The 19,498-nt window shown below is 33.4% G+C and carries 8 protein-coding genes and 1 pseudogene; 6 read left to right on the top strand and 3 right to left on the bottom strand.

Features of this window, described 5'->3' with window-relative positions; all coding sequences use genetic code 11:
• Nucleotides 1–3: 3 nt before the first annotated feature.
• Together uxaC and CSW08_RS16410 are read right to left on the bottom strand one after the other, a co-directional pair.
• On the bottom strand, nt 4–1,404 hold the full coding sequence (gene uxaC, locus CSW08_RS16415; RefSeq protein ID WP_106661007.1) for a glucuronate isomerase: 1,401 nt from the start codon (nt 1,402–1,404) through the stop codon (nt 4–6).
• A 23-nt stretch (nt 1,405–1,427) separates the two neighbouring features.
• Nucleotides 1,428–1,736: pseudogene (locus tag CSW08_RS16410) on the bottom strand (SDR family oxidoreductase); the annotation flags it as partial.
• A gap of 366 nt (nt 1,737–2,102) precedes the next feature.
• Between CSW08_RS16410 and CSW08_RS16405 the strand changes: the two are divergent.
• A complete protein-coding gene (locus tag CSW08_RS16405; protein ID WP_106661003.1) occupies nt 2,103–2,450 on the top strand; it encodes a hypothetical protein in 348 nt (115 codons plus the stop codon).
• 138 nt (nt 2,451–2,588) lie between these two features.
• A complete protein-coding gene (locus CSW08_RS16400; protein WP_106661001.1) occupies nt 2,589–3,938 on the top strand; it encodes a sigma-54-dependent transcriptional regulator in 1,350 nt (449 codons plus the stop codon).
• Here CSW08_RS16400 and CSW08_RS16395 read toward each other — a convergent pair.
• The gene (locus CSW08_RS16395; protein WP_106660999.1) at nt 3,931–6,357 is read right to left on the bottom strand and encodes an ATP-binding protein; all 2,427 of its coding nucleotides are present in this window, start codon (nt 6,355–6,357) and stop codon (nt 3,931–3,933) included. The two genes, CSW08_RS16400 and CSW08_RS16395, sit on opposite strands and share 8 nt — an antisense overlap.
• Nucleotides 6,358–6,609: 252 nt before the next feature.
• On the opposite strand from CSW08_RS16395, the gene CSW08_RS16390 reads away from it, so the two are divergent.
• The 4 genes from CSW08_RS16390 (at nt 6,610) to CSW08_RS16375 (ending at nt 19,486) form a co-directional block, all read left to right on the top strand.
• Nucleotides 6,610–10,761, top strand: coding sequence for a hybrid sensor histidine kinase/response regulator transcription factor (locus CSW08_RS16390; RefSeq protein WP_106660997.1), 4,152 nt, complete (start codon nt 6,610–6,612; stop codon nt 10,759–10,761).
• A gap of 593 nt (nt 10,762–11,354) precedes the next feature.
• Nucleotides 11,355–14,519: a SusC/RagA family TonB-linked outer membrane protein gene (locus CSW08_RS16385; RefSeq protein ID WP_238987298.1), complete on the top strand. Its 3,165-nt coding sequence runs from the start codon at nt 11,355–11,357 to the stop codon at nt 14,517–14,519.
• Between the two features lie 12 nt (nt 14,520–14,531).
• The gene (locus tag CSW08_RS16380) at nt 14,532–16,421 is read left to right on the top strand and encodes a RagB/SusD family nutrient uptake outer membrane protein (protein ID WP_106660993.1); all 1,890 of its coding nucleotides are present in this window, start codon (nt 14,532–14,534) and stop codon (nt 16,419–16,421) included.
• A 44-nt stretch (nt 16,422–16,465) separates the two neighbouring features.
• Complete coding sequence (locus tag CSW08_RS16375; RefSeq protein WP_106660991.1) at nt 16,466–19,486, top strand: SusC/RagA family TonB-linked outer membrane protein; 3,021 nt, start codon at nt 16,466–16,468, stop codon at nt 19,484–19,486.
• Nucleotides 19,487–19,498 lie beyond the last annotated feature (12 nt).

Raw genomic sequence — 19,498 nt, 5'->3', positions numbered from 1 at the left:
AATTTATAATTCTAAGTACTGTTTAGCATTATGGTAACTGATATCTGAAACCAATTTGCCTATCCATTCCATATCATTTGGTAATTCGCCTTTCTTTATTTCTCCACCTAAAAGATTACAAAGGATCCGTCTAAAATATTCGTGTCTTGGGAACGATAAGAAACTACGGGAATCTGTTAGCATACCAATAAAACAACTGATTAACCCCATACTGGAAAGCGTATTTATTTGTTTGGTCATACCATCTTTTTGATCTAAAAACCACCAACCAGAGCCCCACTGTACTTTGCCTTTAACGCTGCCGTCATTAAAGTTGCCTATCATGGTTGCCATGACTTCATTATCAGCGGGGTTTAAATTATAAATAATGGTTTTACACAATTTATCTTTACTATCCAAGGCATTTAAAAAGGCGGACAATTTTTGAGCTTGCGGATAATCGCCAATAGAATCCCATCCAGTATCTGGTCCTAAAATGTTATGCATACGCGTATTGTTATTTCTTAATGCGCCTATATGGAATTGTTGTATCCAACCATATTCATGATATGTTTCACATAAAAACAATAAAATGGCACTTTGGAATTTTGAAGCTTCTTCGTTACTTATGTCTTTATGATCTCGTTTCTTTTTGAATATAGCATTAATTTCATTTTCGGTGAAGTTTTCATAATACAAATGGCTCAACCCGTGGTCGCAAATTCTACAGCCATTTTTATGGAAAAAGTCGATTCTATTCTTTATGGCATCACACAAATCGGAATAATTATTAATAGCCGTACCTACAACATTTCCTAAGGTATTTATGTATTCATTATAGCCATCGTTAGAAATTAAAATGGCTTTATCTGGTCTAAAAGCGGTACTGACTTTGACTGAAAAATCACTTTTGGCTAATTGTTGATGGTATTGTAAATTATCAATTGGGTCTTCCGTGGTGCAAACAAATTCAACATTCCCTTTTTTTAGTAATTGCCGACAAGTAAAATCTCCAGAATGTAGTTTTTCATACGTTGTTTGATATATTTTTTCTGCAGAAGACTCGTTTAGCAAATCGTAGATATCGAAATATCGTGCTAATTCTAAATGTGTCCAATGGTATAATGGATTACGCATGGTATAAGGCACCGTTTTTGCCCAATTCAAAAATTTATCTTTATCTGATGCGGTTCCAGTAATAAATGCTTCCTTAATACCTAAAGTACGCATGGCGCGCCATTTGTAGTGATCGCCGTTTATCCAAACATCAGTAATATTTTCAAAGGTTTTATCCTCGGCTATTTGTTGTGGTGGTAAGTGATTATGATAATCTATAATCGGTAGGTTTTTCGAATAATCATGGTATAATTCTTCGGCATACTTGTTTTCTAGCAAGAAGTTGTCGTGAATAAATTTTGTGCTCATTATATTTTTATAAAATATTAATTCTATTTTGAAGGCATTCCTATAGTGGCTAAAAGTCTTCCCTCCACATATAATATAGGGTCTTTAAAAAAACCGTCAGCCTTTGAAGATAAAAAAATGACAGTTTCGGCTAAATCATCATGGTTTTCCCATTTCGAAGTTGGCGTTCTATTTATTATAAAATAATTAAAAGGATGTCGGCCAACATGAATAGGTCCTGTTTTTGCGGTTGCAAAATATACAGAATCAATAGTATTTATTTGAATGTTATTTTTGGAACATTCAGTTGCCATATTTTGAGCTAACATTTTCAAGCCTTTCTTTGCTGCTGGATAATTTCTATTATGTCCATATTATCCATCTTAGTTTCTATCTTTAGAATTACAAATATAAGGTCTTCTTTATTAACTACATTAAATTTATGGACTTTTGAACTAATTCATTTTGATGTTACGTTTCTATAGAATTTAAAAAGGGCTCTTTATTTTTAATCCAACTAAAAACGTGTAATTTTTACTCAACGTTTTCCTTAATTACACATTTTTATACATCTCATATCTATAAAGTAAAAACTGAAAAAGAATTCAAATTACTGATAAACAGTATATTGAGAGTTTTATTCGCCTGTACTTCATTCATGGCATGTTTATTTCTTTATTCTAATTGTAAATAAATAATAAACTTAAACAATAAAAATTATGAAAAAGTTAATCTTAACAGTAGCAATTTTAGCGGGTGGTGTTTCAACATTTGCATTACCTAACAACAATTTACCATTGGAATCTACTAGCATTGTAATGAATGAAGAATTCACAGAAGTTGCTTTAGATAAATTACCAGAAGCAATTACAAGTGCTGTAAAAAGCGATTTTACAACAGCTAGCATTAGCAAAGCTTATGTAAACACTAGCGAGCAATACAAACTAGAGCTTACCATTGATGGAAGTACTAGTACTGTATATGCAGATAAAGATGGTAACTGGTTGGAAGAATCAGCTATTAAAGATGCTAATAAGAAAGTTACTAGCACTAGTACTTTAGAATAACATTAGTATCCAAGAGTATATCCATAAACTCATTTTTTGAAAAAAGGACGTTTTTAATTAAAAGCGTCCTTTTTTTATGCTTTTTTTATATATATAATCATCTTATCTTAATATTTTTGTAAGAAGCTCCTCAGTCTCATGAAATATATCCTTTTGATAGAAGATGATGTTACGTTTTCAGAAATGTTAAAGCATTTTCTAGAGCGCCATAAATATGAAGTCGATTTAAGTTATAATATTAAAAATGCCCTCACGCTATTAAAAAAGCAAAATTATGATTTGGTCTTTACCGATTTAAGACTTCCTGATGGTGATGGTATAAGCCTGTTAAAGGAAATAAAAAACAGCAAGAATAATATTCCTGTAGTTTTAATGACCAGTTATGCCGAGGTATCGACAGCGGTGCAGGCAATGAAGCAGGGCGCGTTCGACTATATTTCAAAACCTTTCAATCCAGATGAAGTTCTAGAAGTTATCAGCAATGCTTTGGATGTAAAAAAAACAGACACGAGGGACACTATTGTTTCAAAAATTAGTTCTAAAAAAGATAATAGCCATGCAAGTACGGATTTTGTTGAAGGTATTAGTGCAGCTTCAAAAACCCTGAAAGAATACATTCATTTGGTAGCGCCTACTGATATGTCGGTATTAATAACAGGCGAGAGCGGTACAGGAAAGGAAGTGGTAGCTAAAAACATTCATTTGAAAAGTTTACGAAAAGATAAACCATTTATTGCAGTTGATTGTGGGGCTATTCCAAAGGAGATTGCTTCGAGTGAATTTTTCGGACATAAAAAAGGGTCGTTCACAGGTGCCATAGATGATAAAATTGGACATTTTGAGGCAGCTAATGGGGGTACGCTTTTTTTAGATGAAGTAGGTAATTTAACTTATGAAAACCAAGTACAATTATTACGGGCATTACAAGAAAGAAAGGTAAAACCCATAGGAAGTAATGATGAGGTTTTTGTTGATATACGGTTAATTACAGCGACCAATGAAGATTTATTACATGCGGTTGATAAAGGGGATTTTCGTGAAGACTTGTACCACCGTTTAAATGAGTTTTCCATAAAAGTTCCTAACCTAAAGGATAGAAATGATGATTTGATTCTGTATGCTGATTTCTTTTTGGAAAAAGCCAATAAACAGCTAAAAAAATCCATTGTAGGGTTTTCAAAGGATGTATTGACCCTTTTTCAAAGTTACAATTGGCCCGGAAATTTACGGGAACTATCCAATGTTATTAAAAGGGCGACCTTATTAACCCAGACAGATGTTATACACAAAAATGTCTTACCAGATGAATTGGTTAACTCAAACAAGAATAGTGTTCCATCCAATAAATTTTCGGCCAAAAAAAATGAAAAAGAACTTATTATAAGCGCTTTGCAAGAAGTTGGTAACAATAAAACAAAAGCGGCCGAATTATTACATATTACCAGAAAGACACTTTATAACAAAATCAAAGAATACAGTCTTAGTTAATATGGGCTTCCAATGATGTTATAAAGTCATTTAAAGTGTTTTCAAACTCGATAAAACGCTCATCATTTATAGTTTTACTGGTTTCAAACGTTTCAAGAAATGGAATAACTTTTTTTACTTCTAATAGTTTAAACATACTAAGCATTTTATGGGTAATATTGTTAATGGTATGTATATCATTATCTTCTTTGGCTTGCTTTAACAATAACACGTTTTTTTTAGTGTCTTCTAAAAAAACACCTAATGTCTTTTTTATTGGAGCAACATCATTATTAAAAAAAGATCCTAATGATACTAGGCTGAAGCCATTTGTTTTTTTTTCTTCGCTACTTATGGTTTCTCTATTAACTTTATTGAAGCTTGAGCCAAAAAATTGTTTTAAAATATTTTCGAGTTTGGGGGTATTAAAAGGCTTAATCAACACGGCTGAAAAACCACTATTGATATAATCTTCTATAGGTAAATTTGATCTTCCGGTCATGGCAATGATGGGTTGATTATTGTACCCAACTTGTTTTTTAAGTATTTCCATAAAATGGATGCCATTCATTTTTGGGAGTTGAATATCGGTTAAAACCAGATCGTAGTGTATTTCGGGAATAGCATCCAATGCTTTTTGGGCATTTTCGAACACATAAGCTTCAATACCATATTGTTTTAAAAGATCAATAAGAAGTAGCCGTATGGACGCATCGTCTTCAACAACTATTGCTTTTAGTTTAAAACCTGGTTCAGTTTCAAGAGGTTTTTTTATTGCTAATGGTTTGTTGGAAAGTTTTGTGGGGATTTTTAAAAAAAAGGTACTTCCTTTGCCCAATTCGCTCTCTAAAGTTAAGGTGCCACCCAATAATTCCGCAAGTTTTTTAGATATCGTTAATCCTAGGCCAAACCCGTTTTGATTATTTTCTTTAGCGCCGTGTCCTTGTGTAAAAGCTTTAAAAATATTTTTTTGTTGATCCTTACTGATGCCTATTCCAGTATCGCTTATAGAAACTTGTAAGATGTTTTTATTGTTTTCATTATTTAAAAGGCTTTCAATAGTTATGGTTCCTTCATTAGTGAATTTACAGGCATTTGTAACTAAATTATATAAAATTTGTTTCATCCTAAAAGGATCACTAATAATGGGGTTATTTATGGTATTATTATGTTTTATAATGAAGTTTATGGGTTTATCTTGTGAAATATTTTTAGCATTAATAATAATGTCGTTTATAAGATTTTCTAAATCGAAAGGGATGGATTCAATAGATATGTTGTTGTTTTCAAGTTTTGAAAATTCTAAAAGATCATCAACTAATTGTCCCATATAAGTTGAAGCATTCCGGATGTGTTCAACATAATTTGCTTCTTTGGTGCTGTGTATGGATTTTTGCAATAATTCGCCATAACCCGTAATGGTGCTTAAAGGAGTTCTCAAGTCATGACTGACCATAGAAATTAGTTGTTCCCTGCTTTTTAAAAGTGAAGACGTTTTTTTGTTGGCCAGTTCCAATTGTTTACGATAGCGCTGATTTTTCCAAAAATCATTTAAAATGATGATTGAAAAAATAATAATGATAATAAAACTAATTACCGCGGCATACAGAATGATATGCTTGCTTTGTCCAAGTGTTTCTTCCCTTTGCTTGTTAATATTATTGGTGTAAAGAATAATATCTCTTTCTAAATTATTTAACAATTCCCGTAATTTTCTGGAAATCGTCAAATCATTTTCAATGAGTTCGCGTTCTTTATTTTGTAGTGATATTCGTTGTTTGTTGGTTTCCTTTTGTGCTTCCCTTAACATGTTTTTGGAAATGGATATTACAGAATCAATCTGTTTCCGACCAATATTATTAATGGAATCCAATGGATTATATTTATTGAGTATTTTAACATACTCCTCAAATTTGCCACGTGTTTCCTTACTTAACTGTCCAGGGTATTCTACAAGATCTTCAATGGTGACTTTTCCTAAAAGTGCATCAATGGAACTTAATTTATTGATGGCCGTATTTATAGATGCATCCGAATTGTCGTTAAGTTTTAGATTTTTTAAATCGGTGATATTTTGAAGTTTTTCATTAATAAATAATTTAATACTGTCTAAAATAATTTCTTGGGAACTATTGTTGGAAATGGCATTCAGGGAATCGATTTTTAATAATAATTCTTTGTTTTCGCTAACGTACTCATTGAATTGTGCCGTGGAATTTAACTCTATGGCAGCTCTTGCTAAACTCTCGTTTTTATAAATATCGGCAATAAGGCTGCCTACTTTTACAATGTTGTTTCTATCTGAAATATCTTGGTGTTGCAGTTCGGTAAATGTTCTTATTTCAGAAAGCACTAAGGTTCCAGAAATAGTGGCTAAAATCCCTAGAATGATATAGCCTATTAAAACTTTAAAGGTGATTTTATGTTTGAATGATTTCATATAAGGAAATGAAAACTACAAGGTAGGTAATTATTTGCTTTCCTTTATTGTCACGTCCTGAAATAAGGCTCGATCTTAAACTTACTATTTAGCATATTGCGATTATTTTAAAATTTAAACTCCTGTAAGAAAGTTATTTTAATTTTAGTTCTAAATTGGATATAGAGATGTGACATATTAATTCTGATTGCCGAGATATAATAAAATAATATGTTGACTTTTTGTTTTTAATTTTGCTATATTAGTTTCAGTATGATTTTAACTTCAAATTTTAAACGACAATTTTTAGTCCTTGGTCTATTTTTGGCTGTAAACCTTTTTGCCATAAAGGCAAGTGGTCAATCACAGAATACTGCATTTATTCCGGTGGCACCTGATATTTTATCAAACGCTTATATCAGTTCCATCTTTAAAGATAGTAAAGGCTTTATGTGGTTTGGCACAAAAGTGGGTTTAATGCGCTATGATGGCTCTAATGTATTTCGGTATGAACATGACCCCCAGGATAGTACAAGTATATCGCACAATAATATAAACATCATTGCGGAAAGTCCTAACCATGAACTATGGATAGGAACGGCTGTAGGATTGTGTAAGTATGATAGGGAAAAAGAAAGTTTTATTAATTTTAATTCAATACCAAATAATAAAGGATGGCTCGATTATGAATATATAACCAACCTAGTATTTGATAGTTATGGAAAGCTTTGGATTGGCACATATGGTGGAGGCTTATACATCTATGATCTTGAAGATAAAAAGTTAACTAATGCAGAGGAAGGCAAACTCTTTGAAGCAAATTCTAAAGACCATTTTGTTACTAGTCTACTATATTCAGGCGATAGGGTTTGGTGCGGTACCATGGATGGTTTTAACGTTTTTAATGCTTCTGATGGAACTCTTGTACATTCTAATATTATTAGTGGCCATCAAATAAAAAACCAAGTTTCGTCAATCGTTGAGGACCAAAAAGGTAATATTTGGCTTTCGGGTTTAAATGGTGATTTGATAAAAGCAACAAACAACAATGGACAATATGTTCTTGAAAAAGTGATTTCAAATGATGGAACACATCAAGGGCCAAGTAATACTTTAGCTTTATATGGAGATAATGAAGGGAATATTTGGCTAGGTGGGGAAAATTCGGGTTTAAACTATTTTAATACTAAAAGCAATAAAATAATTCGCTTTGGGCCACAAAGTAACGAGCAAAAAGCATTACCCACTGCTTACATACGTTCTATTTTTATTGATGATATGGCCAATATTTGGGTTGGGACTTTTAGTCATGGAGTATTTATGATTGATAATACTGCCAATAGATTTGAAGCATATGGCTGGGGAAACGTTAAACCTAATGATATTGCAGGAAAGGAAGTAACATCTTTTGCGGAGGATAATTATGGTAATGTATGGATGGCTTGTAATAGTATGGGTTTGATTAGACTTGATGTGAAAACTAATAAGCTTAATTATTATGAAGGAATCAAAGGTAAGTTTGCTTCAATCAAGATAACCTCAATGGTTTTTGATGCTTCAAATAACTTATGGATTAGTACTGGCGAAGGTCTATATAAGTTAAGGACAGAAACGAAGGCAGTAAAGAAGTACAGTCTTATATCTAAAGGTTTTGGTGACAATAAACCGTCTGTGCTTTTTGAAGATCGAAAGGGAATAGTTTGGGCAGGAACTTATGGTAGTGGCCTGTTTTATCATAATAAAGAAACAGATGAGTTTGTAAGTCTGAAGGAAGAACAACAAACCAATAGTATTTCCAATATTTCGTTCATCAGTTCTTTAGCGGAAGACAGCAAAGGCTCTTTATGGGTGGGCACATTATATGGTCTATATGAACTCACTAGATTAAACAACCATTCATTTAATTACAACGTGTTTTATCAAAATAAATATAATCCTAATGGTCTTAATAGTAATGTTATCCAGTCGTTAGTTGTAGATGCTGAAGATAATTTGTGGATTGGGACTGCCGATAGTGGATTGAATATGAAGAAAAAGGGTGATGATTTTTTTAAATCTTTTCGCAAGAAAGATGGTCTAGCAGGTGATATGATTAGAGGGCTGGTCACGGATGCTTCAGATAACCTATGGATTAGCAGTAACATGGGTCTTGCTAAATTTAATCCAGAAACAACATCTTTTAAAAAGTATACCAAATCAGACGGTCTGTTGTCAAACAGTTTTTTAGATAATGCCAGTTTGGCTACAAGTAAGGGTAAGTTGTTTTTTGGTAACAATAAAGGGATGAACGTATTTTATCCAGATAGCATAAGCATCACACCATCCATACCTAAAATGTATTTTACAGACCTAAAGATTAATAATAAGCATGTTGGTATTGATGAACCTAACTCCCCTTTAGATAAACCGATTGGTCTAACTCAAAATATTGAACTTTCATACGAACAACGTTCATTTACCCTAAATTTTGCAGCAATCAATTTTGAACCTTCGTATACGTATGATTATTGCTATATGTTGGAAGGTTTCGACAAAGAATGGATTTGCATCGGTTCTGGCACAAGTGCCTCCTATACGAATATCGACCCTGGTAATTATGTGTTTTTGGTTAAGGTATTGAGTCAGGGAGAGTCTATGGATGTTAGCCCTCTTAGTTTAGGTATCACCATTAAACCCATTATATGGTTAACATGGTGGGCTAAACTCTTCTATCTTGTATTAATTGGTTCGATCATTTTTTTCTTTGTTAACTTAAGGATAGAACGTATAAAAATCAGGAATCAGCTCGCTGTAGAAAAGTTGGCACGTGAAAAGGATCACGAATTGTTAGAATCAAAAACACAATTTTTCACAAACATTTCTCATGAGTTTAGAACGCCCTTAAGCCTTATAGCTATGCCATTGGAAAAGCTTATGGGAATGGAAGAATTACCGAAGTCAGTAAAAAAGGGTTTGAAAACAATCCAAAACAGTTCAGGTAAAATGTTGCGATTGATCAATGAACTGATGGATTTCAGTAAAATGGAAAGTGCTAAATTGGGGCTTAGTGTCCAAGAAAGGGAGTTGGTCAGTTTTATTAAAGGTTTAGCATCTAGTTTTTATGACTTGGCAGAAAAAAAGAATATCAGCTTTGAAGTGAATACTACAGAATCCCATATAAATGGTTGGTTCGACCATGATAAGTTGGAAAAAGTATTGATAAACCTTTTATCAAATGCCTTTAAGTTTACGCCTCATGAAGGCCGAATACGCCTATTGATTGATTTAAGGCATAAAGTTGGTGAAAATGCTAATCAAACACGTTTTATTGAAATACAGGTAACAGATACTGGAATAGGAATTCCAGAAAATGAATTGCCCCTTATTTTTGATAAGTTTTATCAAGCAACATCCACTTCAAAAATTGATAATTCAGGTACAGGCATTGGGCTCTCACTAACTAAGGGCTTGATAAAACTTCATCGAGGATCTATAAAAGTAGAAAGTAAGTTTGGGGACAAAACAAGTTTTATAATACAAATCCCAATAGATAAGCAAAGTTATTTCGACAATGAAATTATTGAAAACCCAATACCGTTAGGTAGCAAACAGGTAGCTATAATAGATCAGCAAGATTATATTGAAGAAGAACATAGTCATGAAGCAACCGATATAGACCGTTCAAAATCTGCAATATTAATTGTTGAAGACAATGATGAATTGAGGAATTATTTGGCCATGGAATTAGGGAATTATTTTACGGTCATTGAAGCAATCAATGGAAAACAAGGGTATGAAAAGGCTCTTGAGGCAGGGCCAGATCTAATTGTGAGTGATATAGCAATGCCTGTTAAAACAGGTACAGAGTTTTGTAACGACATAAAGTCTAATCTTGAAACCAGCCATATTCCATTCATACTACTTACGGCTAAAACATCAATAGACGATCAGGTTCTTGGGATTGGTTTTGGAGCAGATGTTTATATTACAAAACCTTTTAGTATTCGCTTTTTAATAGCACAAGTTAACCAGATTATCGATTCTCGTCAGAAATTATATGCCCAGTTTAGCCAAAATGTATATCTAATGCCTAACATGGTGGCGAAAAATGATATAGATAAGGCATTTTTACAAAAAGCCATCGATTATATAGTTGAAAATATTCAAGATTCTGAAATTGGTGTGACTCAGATGGCAGAAGTTTTTAATTTAAGCCACAAGCAAATATATCGTAAAATTAAGGCTCTTACAGGTAAATCTGTTGTGGGTTTCATTAGGATAGTACGTGTAAAAGAAGCCTTGAAATTGATGGAAGCCCAAAATTATACACTTAAGGAGATTGCTTATATGACAGGCTTTAACTCGGCTTCCTATTTCACGACAAGCTTTAAAGAAGAATACGGTAGGGCACCTTCAGAGTTTTTGGATCAACGATTCCTTGATTGATTCCCAAAGTTTATTATCATAACTTTTACAGGCCAAATAACGCGTTAAGTTTACATTATTATATTGTATTATTTGTGAGAAGATTTTCTTCAATCTTCCCCCAATAGCTTCTAAATATTTTCGATTAAAAAAGCGGAATTAAACAAGTGCTATTTTAACTAATTCATATCCCATTTTAACCTAACTATCAAATTCATTAGACTACTGATAAAACTCTGGTTAATTCAAATAAACTTCATTTTAAAACAAAAATAACACCCTATTAGCCTAGGAATTAAAGAGAATGTCCAATTTGTTAAAGGTGTCTTAGTGTAAATTTTACACTTTTGTTTCTGTCTAATAATTATGTTTTTATTAAGGTTTCATTAAGGTTTTGTTAACAGTGCTTGCCAATAGAAAAGGAGGCATTTAAAATCAACTTAGTAAACACAATTATCGGTCAATTTTATGGGGAAACCCAAACAAACTAAATAAGTATATCAAGTGTGGAACACAATACAACAAAAAGAGTACAAAGTAGGTAAGGCTTAATACTATGTTCTCTTTATATATATGCGAAATCTCACTTTAATTAACTAACAAAAATTAATAGAATGTTTAAAATTACACAATTGTTATTTATGAAGCTATGGTTCCTAAACAGGATTTGGTTGCTTGGAACGTTTCTGCTGTTGCTTGGAATGCAGGCGCATGCCCAAGACGAAAAAGTTATTACTGGTATGGTAACTGACGAAATTACGGGCGAACCACTTATTGGGGTAAATGTTATTTTAAAAGGTGCTGTCGGGATAGGAACAATTACCGATTTTGAGGGGGAATTCACACTAAGGGTTCCTTCTGCTAATGCTGTTTTGGCGTTTAGCTACATTGGTTTTAAAACTAGAGAGATAAATGTAGGAGACAACACTACAATTAATGTCATACTGCAAAGTGATGAAACATCATTAGAGGAAGTTGTTTTAGTAGGGTACGGAAAACAGAGGAAGGCTAGTGTTGTAGCATCAATTGCTCAAGTTTCCGGCGAAACATTGGAACAAGCTGGAGGTGTGTCCAGTATCGGTGCTGCATTAACAGGAAACACTCCGGGTGTTATTACTACATCCAGTACAGGTATGCCTGGAGAGGAAGATCCTCAAATTCTTATTCGTGGTCAAAGCACATGGAATGGGTCTTCTCCACTTATTTTAGTTGATGGCGTAGAACGCTCCATGAATAGTGTTGCAATTAGTGAAGTGGAAACCTTAACCGTTTTAAAGGATGCATCAGCAACCGCTGTTTATGGTGTTAGGGGAGCAAATGGGGTAATTCTTATTACAACGAAAAGAGGTCGTATTGGAAAAGCTCAAATTAGGTTTCGAGCAAATACAACAATGAAAGTGCCTTCTAAGTTGCCTGGCAAATATGATGCTTTCGATGCATTAATGGTTAAAAATGATGCTATTGAGAATGAATTGTCGTTAAGCCCTGAAAGCTGGAATGATTATCTACCATTTGATATTATTGATAAATATAGAAATCCCGCAAACCTGGAAGAATCTGAAAGGTATCCTAATGTTGATTGGGCAGATATTTTATTCAAGGATTTTACAATGTCTTATAATGCTAGCATAAATGTTAATGGAGGTACTGAATCTGTAAAGTATTTTGCAGGTGTGGATTTTCTTCGTGAAGGAGATCTTTTTAAAGATTATGATAATGGAAGAGGATATGACCCAGGCTACGGCTTTAATAGGTTGAACGTAAGATCTAATTTAGATTTTAAAATAACTTCATCAACTAATTTAAGGGTTAATTTATCTGGTTCTCATGGTGTAATGAAAAACCCTTGGGGAGCAAGCGGTTCTGAATATACTATGTGGGACGCTGCTTATTCTACTGCTGCAGATGTTTTTTTACCAAGATATTCAGATGGATCATGGGGATATTTTGCGCCGAACGAGGGCAAAGCCTCTAATTCAGTAAGAAACTTAGCAATTAGTGGTATTCAATATAGAACAACAACAAAACTTACAACAGATTTTACTATAGACCAAAGTTTGGATATGCTTGTTAAAGGCTTAAGCGCCAAAGGCATACTTGCTTTAGACAATACCTTTTCAGAAGGAAATAGGGGAGTAAATGACTTGTATAATGACATTCAAGAAAAATGGATTGACCCTGTAACTGGTTTACCAACGTATAAAAGGGCTTTCGATTCTAATAATAGATTTGATTTTCAAGAAGGTGTAAAGTGGTCTACAACAGGAGGGAATGTGCAAAATGGAGCTTCTTATAGAAGGCTTTTTTATCAATTACAACTTGATTATAACGTAAAAATTGATAAGCATAACATTACTGCTATGGGACTCGTTAATCGTAACGAATTCGCTACGGGAAGTCAAATTCCTAATTACAGGGAAGACTGGGTATTTCGTACTACATATTCATATGCTGATAAATATTTGTTAGAGTACAATGGTGCTTATAATGGTTCTGAAAAGTTTAACAAAGAAAATAGATTTGCATTTTTCTCTTCAGGTGGTCTTGGTTGGATAATTTCAAGAGAAAAATTTATGGAATCACTTTCGTTTGTTGATATGTTTAAAATACGTGCATCATATGGTGAAATTGGTGATGACAATATAAATGGAAGATTTCTTTATCTAACCCAATGGGGCTATGGAGGGAATTCAATTTTAGGTACTACAGGGCAATCGGCCGAGTCAAGTCCTTACACTTGGTATCGTGAAACGGCTGTTGGAAATCCAGAGATTCATTGGGAGAAAGTTAAAAAATCAAATATTGGTTTAGATTTTGGGTTTTTTAAAGGTTTCCTTACTGGTACTTTTGATTACTTTAAGGATGATCGTAGTGATATTTTGATACAGGGTAATAGTAGGGCTATTCCTAGTTATTATGGAACTCAAGCGCCTGTAGCAAACCTAGGTAGGGTTCGTAACCAAGGGTTTGAATTAGAAATTAAGTTAAATCATACGTTTGAAAACGGATTGAATTTATGGTCCAACTTTAACGTAACCCATGCAAAAGACAAGGTCCTTTATGCAGATGACCCACAATTATTACCAGATTACCAGAAACAAGAAAACAGACAAATAGGACAAGCATATTCTTATGTGTCCCATGGATATTATAATAATTGGGATGAACTTTATGCATCAACTATACATAATACAAATGATGACCAAAAATTACCCGGTAATTATGCTGTATTAGATTTTAATGCAGATGGTATTATTGACACGTATGATAATATACCTTATGGTTTTTCTGGTAGACCTCAAAACACTTTTAATACAACTGTTGGGTTCAATTGGAAGGGGTTTAGTGGTTTTGTTCAATTTTATGGGGTTAATAATGTTTCCCGTCAAGTGGTACTTAATAGTTTATCATCACAAAATCATGTGGTATATGAAGTTGACAGTTATTGGTCAAGAGATAATATAAACGGTGCAGTTCCAGTACCAAGATGGCTTTCAACTCCAAATGGAGGCTATACAAGTGCTAATCGTTTTTTTTATGACGGTTCTTATCTAAGATTAAAAAATGCTGAAATAGGTTATACGTTCGATTCAAATTCAAATTGGGTAAAATCATTAAGCGTTAATGATTTAAAGGTATATGTAAATGGAAACAACTTGTTTTTATGGTCAGATATGCCAGACGATAGAGAAGGGAATTTTGCAGGAACAGGATGGGCTTCACAAGGAGCTTACCCAACAGCAAGACGTTTTAACTTAGGAGTTAACATAACATTTTAAACGCTTAATATTATGAAAAAAAATATCAAAATTATATTTAAATACAGCCTAATTTTAAGTCTGTTTTTTACTTCGGTATCTTGTGAAGAATATCTTGATAAAGATCCTGATACCGATATCTCGTCTGATGAGGCCTTTAAAAACTTCACAAATTTTCAAGGCTATACTGAAGAGCTTTACCAATGTATTCCTGATTTTACTAATAGATATTGGACAAATTCTTGGAATTGGGGAGAAGATGAAATACAGTCCACCGCGCGTGATTTTCATTTTGGAGTTAAAATAGACAATGGAGATTTTTGGGGATGGCAGGATGAACACGATGGTTGGGGAGCAGGCTGGATGAATGCTTCAAATGCAAACACATCAAATGATCGTTTTAGTAAAGATTTATGGAAGAATGGATGGTACGGCATTCGTAAAGCTAATTTAGGACTTGAAAATCTTGATAAATTAACAGACGCAACACAAGAAGAGAGAGATTTAGTTAAAGGGCAATTATTGTTTTTTAGAGCTTGGTTTCATTTTCAGTTTATCCAATATTTTGGAGGTCTTCCATATGTAGATACGGTTTTGCCAAGCGATGAACCGTTAACCTATCCAAGACTTAGTTATGCTGAATGTGCCGAAAAAATTGGTGCCGATTTAAGACAGGCTGCTAATTTATTGCCTATAAATTGGGATAATACAACAGTAGGAAAAAGAACACTAGGAAAAAATGCTTTACGTATAAACAAAGTAATGGCTTTAGGCTATTTGGGTAAAAATTATTTATGGGCAGGAAGTCCCTTAATGAATAAGTCTTCAACTGGAAGTGAAACTTATAATTCAGATTTTTGTAAAAGGGCAGCAGATGCATTTGGTGAATTATTAACCATAACTGAAAGTGCTGAATCCCCATACGCATTATTGCCATTTTCAAAAATTAGCGATAATTTTTATACTACAGGACAAAACTGGCAAATACCAGGTGGTGAAGAAGCTATTTTTAGAGGACCATATTGGGGAGCACATTCATCATCCTGGGGAACAGCTAAACAATACGGGCCAGCTCCTGTAATTACAGATGGTGATGTTAAGTTTTTACCAACATCCAATTATGTGAATTATTATGGAATGAAAAATGGTTTACCTATTAAAGATATAACTCAGGCAGATCCAGAGTCTGGATACGATCCGGAGTACCCTTGGAAAGATAGAGATCCTAGATTTTATAGTGATATAATTTATGATGGTGCTAAAACAGTTCTGGGCTCAATGCCAAGTAATGTGGTTCAAGATCGCTATGCAAATTTATATACGGGAGGAAGTTATAGAAACATAAGCACAGGAAGCAGAACAGGTTATTTGCTCTATAAGTTTATACCAATAACAGCTAATAAGTATGACTTAGGCTATGACTGGGGAGCAAACCTTAACATACATCTTCCTTGGATGAGATTGTCAGATATTTATTTAATGTATGCTGAGTCAGCAGCACAAGCTTTTGGTTCACCTACAGGAACCTCTTCAAACTACAATAAAACAGCAGTAGAAGCCATAAATATTATTCGAGACAGAGCTGGTGTAGGGCATGTTGCTAGCAAATTTTTAGCCTCTATGAATGATTTTATGGAGGAAGTAAGACGTGAACGAGCAGTGGAATTGGCTTTTGAGAGACATCGTTTTAATGATCTTCGACGTTGGTTATTGTTAACCAAATCGCCGTACACTTTAAAAAAATCGATTGAATTCGATCGTGTTGGAGAATTCAGTACAGAAGATCCAACATTAAATAGAGTAGCTAACATACATGAAGAAATTATTTTAGAACGTAATTTCAGTGATAAGCACTACTGGTTGCCTTTAAAGAACGTGGATGTGAATATGTATTTAGAGTTCCCTCAAAATCCTGGATGGTAATCAAATTTGATAATGTTTAAAATTATAACACAAACTAAAAAATAATGAAATATATACAACTAAAAATAGTTTTTTGTTTTGTAATTATTGCTTTTTGTCCATTACTATTAGCTGCACAAGATAATAATGTAATTGATGTTGAAGGTGTAGTTACAGGTGCTAAAGGGGAACCTCTTAGTGGTGTAGTGATTACAAGCGATCAGGATGGGAATGTTTCAACCATTACAGATTTAGATGGAAGGTTTTTAATTACAGTACTTTCAGATAGCAACTTGTTGGTAAGTGCAACAGGTTATGAGAGTAAATCTGTGATAGTTACTGTAGATTTAAATGAAATAAAACTTGATCTCGCTGAAGAATTAGTGCAAGTAGCATTTAGAAAAGTAAAGGAAAAGGATCTTTTAGGAGGCATTTCATATGTTAATTTGCCTGAGATTGTTGATAAAAATTACACAACTTATAGCTTAGAAGGTTTGCAAGCTTTTGTAGGAGGCTATAATGGTAACATTTGGGGAACAGGTGGTGCACTTGTGCTTGTAGATGGAATTCCCCGAAGTGCTAATACTGTTTTGCCTACTGAAATTGAACAAGTTACTTTTCTAAAAGGGGTGTCAGCTATTACTCTTTATGGCAGTCGTGCTGCCAAAGGAGTGATTTATATAACTACTAAAAAGGGGAATAACCAAAAACAGGAAATAAAAGTAAGAGCAAATACTGGTATTTTAACACCTAAGCGTTTTGCTAAGTATTTAGGATCTGCAGAATATATGAATTATTACAATCAGGCAAGACTTAATGATGGGTTGGATGAATTATATACTAATGAAACTATTTACAATCATGCTTCTGGTAATAGTCCTTATAGATATGCCGATGTGAATTATTATTCACCCGAATATATAAGTGATTTTTATACCAGAAATGATGCCAACATGGAAATTACCGGTGGTAATAATACAACTAGGTATTATACAACTGTTAATTTTTCAACAGCAGGAGATTTGTTGGATTTTGGTGAAGCCAAAAATAATAAAACCGAAAGGTTCAATATTAGAGGAAATATAGATTTTGATGTGAATGACTTTATATCGGCTTATATAGGAGCAAATGCGATATATTATAATGGAAGAGGTGTAAACACTAATTATTGGAATAGTGCGTCCACTTTAAGGCCTTATAGATTCACACCTTTGTTGCCTATAGATTTGATTGAAGATGGAGATATAGCTTCAGAAACATTAATAAACAATAGTAATTATCTTATTAATGGGAAATATTTATTAGGAGGGACCCAGTTGGATCAAACAAACCCTTTTGCGGCAATCTATGCAGGTGGGTATAATACGTATACAAATCGGCAGTTTCAATTTAATACAGGTATTAATGCTAATCTAGGAAATTTGTTGGAGGGGTTGACTTTTAAATCGATGTTTGCTGTAGATTACGAAACATCATACAATCAGTCTTATAATAACAACTATGCAGTATATCAAGCTAGTTGGAATACGTATGCAGGATTTGATCAAATAACAGGCCTTACAAAATATGGAGAAGACTCAAAGTCTGGTGTACAAAATATTAGTAATAGCACCTATAATCAAGTTGTTACTTTTTCTGGTCAGTTTGATTATGATAAATCATTTGACGAGGATCACCATATTTCAGCCATGCTTTTGGCTAATGGATTTCAAGAGTCTCGTTCACAAGTATATCATAGAATTAGCAATGCGAATTTAGGTATGCAATTTGGATATAATTATAAAGATATATACTATTTTGATTTCAAAGAAGCAATTGTTCATTCTGCAAAGTTTGCTGAAGGTCAGCGTAATGCTACATCACCTTCCATCTCTTTAGGATGGAGACTTAGTGAAGAAGATTTCTTGAAGAATAGTAACGTAGTTGATAATTTAAAACTATCGTTTTCAGCAGGTATTTTACATACCGATCTCGATATAAACAATTATTATCTATATGAAAGTATATATTCTCAAACAGATGGCGCTTGGTACAGTTGGAGGGACGGCGCTCTTAATCGTACAACCGATTCTAGAAGAGGTGAGAATTTAGATTTAACATTTGCGAAAAAGGAAGAACTAAATGTAAGTATCGAAGCGTCTTTTTTTGATAAGTCCATAACATTGAACAGTTCGTTTTTTACCAGTAAAGTAAGTGGTAATGCCATTCAAGCATCCATTTTATATCCAAATTATTTTACTACAGGTTGGCCAAACACTTCTTTTATACCTTATGTAAACTATAATGATGATAATAGAATAGGTTTTGATTTTGATTTAAGATTAAACAAAAGTTTCGGACAGGTGGATTGGTCATTAGCGTTCACAGGAACTTATTTTGATACAAAGGCATCTAAGAGAGCTGAAATGTTTGAAGACGATTATCAGTATCGAAAAGGGAAACCTTTAGATGCCATATGGGGACTTCAAAATGAAGGCTTTTTTATGGATGCTACAGATATAGCCAATTCTCCTTCTCATACATTTGGTCAAATACAACCGGGAGATATAAAATATAAAGATCAAAATGGAGATGGGATTATTAATTCTCAAGATGAGATTTATCTAGGTAAAGCAGGCTGGAGTGGAGCACCTTTTACTTTTGGCGTTAATTTAACAGCCAAGTGGAAAAACCTAACATTTTTTGCTTTAGCCACAGGACAAGTAGGTGCTTATTCAATGAAAAACAATTCTTATTTCTGGATGGATGGAGAAGATAAGTATTCAATTGAAGTGCGTAATAGTTGGACCGAAGCCACTAAAGAAAGTGCAACTTACCCTAGACTTACTACTTTTAATAGTGATAATAATTATCGTTCCTCAGATTTTTGGATGTATAGTTCAGATAGATTAGATCTTTCTAAAGTTCAGATTTCATATGACTTTCCTGAAAGCATGTTTAAAAACGCATTTATTAATAAAATTGGGATCTATGTAAGCGGGGCTAATTTATTAACCATATCCCGTTACAGTAATATAATGGAGTTAAATATAGGTGGAGCTCCACAGTCTAGATTTTATAATCTAGGTGTTACGGCTTCATTTTAAAATAAAGAATCA

The organism is Confluentibacter flavum (assembly GCF_002843175.1).
Lineage (GTDB): Bacteria > Bacteroidota > Bacteroidia > Flavobacteriales > Flavobacteriaceae > Confluentibacter > Confluentibacter flavum.
This window is presented reverse-complemented; position numbering and strand designations above follow the sequence as displayed.

Excerpts from the sequence above, each read along its gene's own strand:
- uxaC (WP_106661007.1), bottom strand. The coding sequence starts at position 1,404 with ATGAGCACAAAATTTATTCACGACAACTTCTTGCTAGAAAACAAGTAT.
- CSW08_RS16405 (WP_106661003.1), top strand. The coding sequence starts at position 2,103 with ATGAAAAAGTTAATCTTAACAGTAGCAATTTTAGCGGGTGGTGTTTCA.
- CSW08_RS16400 (WP_106661001.1), top strand. The coding sequence starts at position 2,589 with ATGAAATATATCCTTTTGATAGAAGATGATGTTACGTTTTCAGAAATG.
- CSW08_RS16395 (WP_106660999.1), bottom strand. The coding sequence starts at position 6,357 with ATGAAATCATTCAAACATAAAATCACCTTTAAAGTTTTAATAGGCTAT.
- CSW08_RS16390 (WP_106660997.1), top strand. The coding sequence starts at position 6,610 with ATGATTTTAACTTCAAATTTTAAACGACAATTTTTAGTCCTTGGTCTA.
- CSW08_RS16385 (WP_238987298.1), top strand. The coding sequence starts at position 11,355 with ATGTTTAAAATTACACAATTGTTATTTATGAAGCTATGGTTCCTAAAC.
- CSW08_RS16380 (WP_106660993.1), top strand. The coding sequence starts at position 14,532 with ATGAAAAAAAATATCAAAATTATATTTAAATACAGCCTAATTTTAAGT.
- CSW08_RS16375 (WP_106660991.1), top strand. The coding sequence starts at position 16,466 with ATGAAATATATACAACTAAAAATAGTTTTTTGTTTTGTAATTATTGCT.